This window comes from Anabaenopsis elenkinii CCIBt3563 (assembly GCF_015245355.1).
In the GTDB taxonomy this organism is placed as follows: domain Bacteria; phylum Cyanobacteriota; class Cyanobacteriia; order Cyanobacteriales; family Nostocaceae; genus Anabaenopsis; species Anabaenopsis elenkinii.
Map to the genome: position 1 here is coordinate 699366 of NZ_CP063311.1, position 7326 is coordinate 706691.

Below are 7326 nucleotides of genomic sequence, written 5' to 3' on the forward strand. Positions count from 1 at the left end.
GCTATTTTAGGGAAAATAGGAATCTGTTCTCCCACTTTTCAACTGAAAATATGACAACACGGATGAAAATACATCTGTGGATACCCAATTTATTTGAATTTAAAGGCGGTATCCAAACATACTCGGCTTTTTTCCTGGAAGCTCTCCAGAATATTTACCCTGATGCTAACTATGAGATATTCATCAAACATGACACAAAACCCCGTCCAGACTTTACCACTGTAGGTAAAACCAAGTTCCACTGTAGTGGCATAGTCCCATTATCCCTGAGAACGCCGGCTTTTGCTGCCCAGTTGCTGGTAGGGGCTATATTTAACCGTCCTGATTTAATTATTTCTACCCATCTAAATTTTACCCCCGTTGCCTATCAACTCAAACGCCTTCTAGGTATTCCCTATTGGACTGTCGCCCATGGTGTGGATGCTTGGAATATTGACAACCCTAAGTTACAACAAGCTCTACACCATTGCGATCGCATTTTAGCAGTGAGTCGGTATACAGGCGATCGCTTAATAAAAGAACAAAGTCTGAATCCTGAAAAAATCTCTATCCTCCATAACACATTTAACCCTAGTCAATTTCAACCAACAGCCAAACCAGCCTATTTATTAACCCGCCATCACCTCACACCAGAGCAACCAGTAATATTAACGGTGGGGAGATTATCAGCCTCAGAACAGTATAAGGGCTATGATCAGATGATCCGAGCCATGGTCAAAATTCGCTCGGTAATTCCCAATGTTCATTACATAATTGTGGGTAAGGGAGATGATCAACCCAGAATTGAGCAGTTAATCACCCAATTGCAATTACAAAACTGTGTCACCTTAGGGGGTTTTGTTCCCGACGGCGAACTGTGTGATTATTATAATCTTTGTGATGTGTTTGCCATGCCTAGTAAAGGTGAGGGTTTTGGCATAGTTTACCTAGAGGCTTTAGCCTGCGGTAAACCCGTACTGGGGGGTAATCAAGATGCTGCCATTGATGCCTTGTGTCATGGTAAACTAGGGGCGCTGGTTAACCCGGATGATATAGATGACATTGCACAGACCATTATTCAAATTCTCCAACGCAGATATGCCCATGATTTAATGTATCAGCCCTTGGCTTTACGGCAAGCCACTATTGATGCTTTTGGTTTTGAACGGTTTCAGAAAACCCTGGCTGTGTATTTGCAGTAGCTGGGTAGTAGTTACATACCTAAAAGTAGAGAAAATCAGTAGTTATACGGTGAGGTTCCCCACAGGTAGCCGGGGAATGAATTCCCCGTCTAAAAGCTAAAGTCGGTTAAAAACCGACTGGTTTTGATTAATCAGGGCGATCGCTCTGGAAAAACTTCGAGTTTAAAAGTAACACAATAGGAGATTGTTTATGACAATAATTGATGATTGGTATTCAAAAAAAACAGTGTATAAAATTCTTTGCTTTGTGGGCTATTTGTTAGTTGCTGCGGGTATAGTATTATTTGTATTGTTCGGATTATTTAAGTGGCCGGGGTTACATTGGGATGGTTCTTTGTATACCACCCCAATCTTAAATCTTGCCAGTGGTAATGGATGGCGTTTTGGCAGTTATACTCACCAACTAGTTGAACGTCCCTCTGATGAATATTCAATTCACGGGGTTTTGTATCCCATAGTTTTTGGAATACTGTTAAAAACGAGTACTTATGAAAGTTTATTTTTGTGGAGTGGTATTATTAATGCTCTGACATTTGTCATCTACACCTTTTTATTTTACCGCTGTTTAAATATCAGATATGCCAAACTTAGCACTGCAAGTATGTTTGGTTTTGTTGCAGGTTTTGTATGTTTAGAATTACAAGGTAGACCTGAACACTTAGCTCCATTGATTATTTCAATTCCCTTATTAGCCAGAGAATTTAATGCTAGTAAAAACTACTCTAAGTATCTAAGTTACATTACCATAGGTTTGTTGTTCATACTATCTCCCATTCCAGGAGTTATGTATGGTATGGGTGTATTGTTTTGGCTAGGGCAGAACAAGTCAGGTAAAAAATTATGGGCAGAAATCATCATAGCCGGGTTAATTGCTGCTGTTACTAGCGTATTGTTGATTGAGGTTTTCTGCGAATTTTCAACTATAACCTGGTTGACAAATACTTTTTTAACAGGGACACATAGCACTGCACCAAAAGATTGGTTTACATTAACAAGTATAGGATTTTTTCTACGCGCACCCGCCTGGAACTTTTTGGTTCTTATTGTCCTGACTCTTATCTTGATAAATCTCTGTGCCAAGAAACAGTTTATTATTTTAATAATTTGGTTTTTACTGGGGTTATATCTTCTACCCTATGTCTTTTATTATGGATATATAGGATTTTTTCCCCTGCTGTTATTAATGATGGCTGGTAAAGAAAATAATTGGTTAAAAATTGGTAATCTGGGTAAAAAATATCTAGGAATCTTCAGTGTTATATTTTCTATGCTTTACTTAGCAGTACTTGCACGAATAACCCTATTATTTTTGCTTTATGTGCAATATGGTACTTCTTTTGCAGATGCAAAATTAACTTTAGGTAGACTGACAAAAGAATTAAACCCAGAGTCGGAGTCAGTTGCTTTTTTGTGGTTCTCCCATCCCTCTTTTGTAGCTTTAAGCCAGCCTCCGGAATTTTTTATAGCTGCAGCACCTTCCTTAGTGGAAAAAGGTCTAGATCCATTACTCAGTAAATATGAAGCCAAATTTAATAAACAGGTGAAATATTTTATCCTGCCAGATGGACATCTCACAAGTCCGCCATCACAAATAAATCAGAATGGGTATAAGTATAATTTAGTGTATGATGGCTGGAGTAGAAAGCGTGCCTATTTTATGGGGCTTAAACTGGGTGGTGCAATACCCGGATATCAATTTGCACTTTATCAAAGAATTAAGTAACCCCACAGGTAGCCGGGGAATGAATTAAGAGTCTAAAAGCTAAAGTCGGTTGAAAACCGACTGGTTTTGATTAATCAGGGCGATCGCTCTGGAAAAAGCCCAACGGGGATCTGGGAGTAGTTATACGGTGAGGTTCCCCACAGGTAGCCGGGGAATTTATTCCCTGGCTGCTTGGCTAATTCATTTATAAGCTTAATATTATGTGTGGTATTGCTGGTATTCTCAACTTTCAACCTGACCATCAAAACCTAGAAACCCAAATCAACCGGATGCAAGCAGCACTACAACACCGGGGACCAGATGATACAGGTATCTATATTGCACCTTCTCAACAAGCCGCTTTAGCTCATACCCGACTGTCAATTATTGACCTAACAGCTGCTGGACATCAACCCATGTCTACCCCAGATCACCGCTATCATATTACATTTAATGGGGAAATTTATAACTTTCAGCAATTACGGAAACAGCTGATTTCCCAGGGGGAAACATTCCATTCCCAAACTGATACAGAAGTAATTATCAAACTTTATCAAAAATTAGGTGTAGACTGTGTACATCACCTCCGGGGGATGTTCGCCTTTGCCATTTGGGATGATGTAGAAAAAACTTGCTTTTTAGCTCGTGATCCCTTGGGGATTAAACCCCTTTATTATTATCAATCTGGTCACACCTTAGTATTTGCATCGGAACTCAGGGCAGTTTTAGCATCTGGTTTACCTCAAGTTAACATATCATTACCAGGATTATATGGTTATTTAACCACTGGTTCTGTACCGGAACCACATACATTAATTGCTGATATCCATTGTTTAGCTGCGGGTAATTGGCTATATTGGCAAGGGGGGAACACCACTAAAAAACAGTATTGGGAACTTAACTTTACTCCCCAAGCAATTTCCCCTGGGGAAGCCCAAGAAATCGTACATACAGCTTTACTAGATTCCATCAACCATCATTTTATTAGTGATGTCCCCGTGGGGATTTTCCTGAGTGGGGGTATTGACTCTACTAGTGTTCTGGCTTTAGCTACCCAAACCCAAACTTCACAAATATCTACCTATTCCATCGCTTTTGCGGAATCGGCATACAATGAAGGGGAATTAGCCCAAAAAATTGCCCATCACTTTGGCGCTGATCATACAGAATACCAAGTTACAGCATCCTTTGCTAAAAACATCTTGCCAAAGTTTCTCAGAGCCATTGATCAGCCCAGTATTGATGGTTTTAACACCTTTTGTGTTTCTCAAGTAGCCCATGAACAGGGGATGAAGGTGGTATTATCCGGGTTGGGTGGAGATGAAATTTTTGGCGGATACCAATCATTTCAAAAAATCCCCCAGATGGTAGCATGGGGTCAAAAGTTACACGCCTTACCTTTGTTGAGCACAAGCTTAGGTGTTGGTTTAGCAGGTTGGGGAAATTCACCCAAAATCAAACGCTTAGGAGACTTTTTGAGTCAGTCCCCCAGCTTTGTTAGTGCTTATCGCAGTTTCCGAGGAATTTTTTCTCACACTGAATCTTGTAGAATTATTGAGCATCTCCTGGGAACAAAGTTTAATTATCAAGAGCAGTTAGATAATTTAGATAATTTAGATAATTATTTGGCTGATGATCATTTTAACCCAGAGGATCAAGTGAGTTTTCTAGAAATCACTGGTTATATGCGTAATCAATTACTGCGGGACAGCGATGTAATGAGTATGAATTGGGGTTTAGAATTACGAGTACCCTTAGTAGATCAAGCTCTCATAGCAGCAGTAGCACCAATTCCCAGCCACATCCGACTCCAGAGGGGGAAAAAACTGTTAGTAGATGGGGTGGGTCAAATACCTGACTGGGTGGTAAATCGTCCCAAGAAAGGCTTTCATTTTCCTTTTGAAAGTTGGATGAATGATGACTTTGGAGATTATTTTCAAAATCTCAACATACCGGATAACATCAGCCTCAAACCCTGGTATCGGCGTTGGAGTTTAGCGATATTAAGGTATTGGTTAGAGGAGGTAGTCACGGGGTAGCCAGTCCCCCAGTAGCCAGTTTCACGGTATAGCCGGGGAATCAATTCCCCGTCTGAAAGCTAAAGTCGGTTGAAAACCGACTGGTTTTGATCATATTTTCCCACTTCCACCAACAAATTACAATTTACAATTTACAATCTACAATTTTAGTCAAAATGTTCTTTTTAACTAACACATTAAAATTTTTATTTTCTCATCCTCTTTCTTCTTCAAAACCATGGAAAGCATTAAGAAATTTTGTTCATTGGCAATTACATTCTAGATTAGGTAACCAATCATTATCAGCTTTTGTTTTTCGTTTTGTGGAAAATACAAATATTATTATTAGGGGGGGGGAAACAGGTGCTACAGGTAATATTTATGTTGGTCTTCATGAGTTTAAGGATATGAGGAATATGCTTTTGCAGGAGCATTAGAAACACTCAATAATCAAACATTATCCTTAATTGTTATAGAGGGAGTCTCCCAAGACCTGCATGATCTACTTACCGATTCGGGATTTATCAAAGTCTTCTATAATCCATATACTAGAGAAATTTTGAGTAATCCTAGCGCTTCATTAAAGCCAGGAAATAATATCTACATTAGAAACCAAAAACTTGTTCATGCAAAATTGGCTCAAAGTCCCGCCTACTTTATCCATAATATGGATGTCAGAATTTAATTAACTGATCATGATGTCAATAGATTCGCCTAAATAAATTCCCAACTGAGGAGATAACCACCCCAAAACAACAGTCGGTTTTCAACCGACTTGGGCTTTTAGCCAGGGAATGAATATGATATTAATAAATAATTTAATTTTGAGATAACGCCTAAGAGGTTGTTTGTCAAGTCATGATTAGTGTATCAACTATTGTTTTACCCCACCCTAACCCTCCCCTTGTAAGGGGAGGGGACTGGATTTGATTGTTTTTTGTGTGTTCGGTGTGTTCGGTGTGTTCGGTGTTCCCTAAGATAAAAATTACCTGTTGAAAACTTATCAAACATCCTCTAAATAACTTCCCAAGTTAGTAGATAAAAAAATGAAAATCCTCCATGTGATTCCTTCCGTTGCGCTTGTGCGCGGTGGACCGAGTGAAGCAGTGTTGAAAATGGTACAAGCATTGAATCATGTCGGTGTTGAGGCGGAAATTGCTACGACTAACGATAATGGTAGTCAATTACTCGATGTACCTCTGGGGAAATGTATAGATTACCATGAGGTTCCCGTCAGGTTTTTCCCTCGCTTTTCTCCCCCTATTAACTCTGTGCGGGAGTTTGCATTTTCCCCGGGTTTGACTAATTGGTTATGGCACAATATTAAAGGTTATGATTTATTACATATTCATGCAATTTTCTCTTATGCTTCTACAGCAGCTATGGCGATCGCTCGCTTACAAAAAGTCCCCTATATTATTCGCCCTATAGGTCAACTATGTACATGGTCGTTACAACAAAGCGCCTTCAAAAAGCAACTATATCTAAAAATTATTGAAAAAGCTAATCTTAATCATAGCCACAAAATTCACTTTACTACTACTGCTGAACAACAGGAAGCTGGACATTTAAACTTAACTTGTCCTAGTTTTGTTTTACCCCTTGGTACTTCTATTACCCCAAAAATTGCCGATGCTCGTCAATATCTGCGGCAACACTTTAATTTACCAGCAGATGAGCCAATTATTTTATTTTTGTCCCGCTTACATCCTAAAAAAGGTTTAGATTACCTCATCCCAGCCTTGGGTAAATTATCTGATTACCGCTTTACCCTTGTGTTAGCAGGTGGCGGTACTCCGGAATACGAAAATTACCTAAAATCCCTAGTTGTTAATCATGGCATAGAAACCAAATCATATTTTACTGGTTTTGTCAAGGGTGAGTTCAAAGATTTATTAATCCAGGGTGCTGATTTATTTACCCTCACCTCCCACTCGGAAAACTTTGGAGTAGCAGTTTTAGAAGCCCTAGCTGGGGGTATTCCAGCTTTGGTTACTCCTGGGGTAGCCTTAGCAGATATGATTACACAGCAACAACTAGGCTACGTTACAGAACTGAATATAAATGCGATCGCCTCCACCATAGAACAGATTCTTAGTCATCCTCAGAAGATGAGAGAAATGGGCGATCGGGCTAGGCAATTTATCCTAGATAATTATACCTGGGATAGTGTGGCCGCTAAAATGGCGGCGGTTTATCAGGATATTCAGGGATACGGTCAGCCACATGGTCGATGAGTTTCCATAGGGGGAACCAATCTATGGATTTCCACACATTAGGTATAGTCAATAATTATCCACACCACAGCCGGGGGCGATCGTTATTCACACATTAGGTATAGTCGATAATTATCCACACGGGGGAGCCGGTCCATGGGTTTTCACACATTAGGTATAGTCGATAATTATCCACACGGGGGAGCCGG

The 7326-nt window shown here is 39.8% G+C and carries 5 protein-coding genes; all 5 read left to right on the forward strand.

All coding sequences use genetic code 11. From position 1 onward, the window contains the following. Positions 1–50 precede the first annotated feature (50 nt). The 5 genes from IM676_RS03225 to IM676_RS03245 all read left to right on the forward strand — a co-directional run bounded on the left by IM676_RS03225 (position 51) and on the right by IM676_RS03245 (position 7138). A complete protein-coding gene (locus IM676_RS03225) occupies positions 51–1181 on the forward strand; it encodes a glycosyltransferase (protein ID WP_225880439.1) in 1131 nt (376 codons plus the stop codon). Between the two features lie 502 nt (positions 1182–1683). Then, on the forward strand, positions 1684–2904 hold the full coding sequence (locus tag IM676_RS03230) for a hypothetical protein (protein WP_200988896.1): 1221 nt from the start codon (positions 1684–1686) through the stop codon (positions 2902–2904). Between the two features lie 200 nt (positions 2905–3104). Beyond that, the gene (gene asnB, locus IM676_RS03235; RefSeq protein WP_200988897.1) at positions 3105–4922 is read left to right on the forward strand and encodes an asparagine synthase (glutamine-hydrolyzing); all 1818 of its coding nucleotides are present in this window, start codon (positions 3105–3107) and stop codon (positions 4920–4922) included. Positions 4923–5077: 155 nt separating this feature from the next. Further along, on the forward strand, positions 5078–5338 hold the full coding sequence (locus IM676_RS03240) for a hypothetical protein (protein ID WP_200988898.1): 261 nt from the start codon (positions 5078–5080) through the stop codon (positions 5336–5338). 609 nt (positions 5339–5947) lie between these two features. After that, a complete protein-coding gene (locus IM676_RS03245) occupies positions 5948–7138 on the forward strand; it encodes a glycosyltransferase (RefSeq protein WP_200988899.1) in 1191 nt (396 codons plus the stop codon). Positions 7139–7326: the final 188 nt, after the last annotated feature.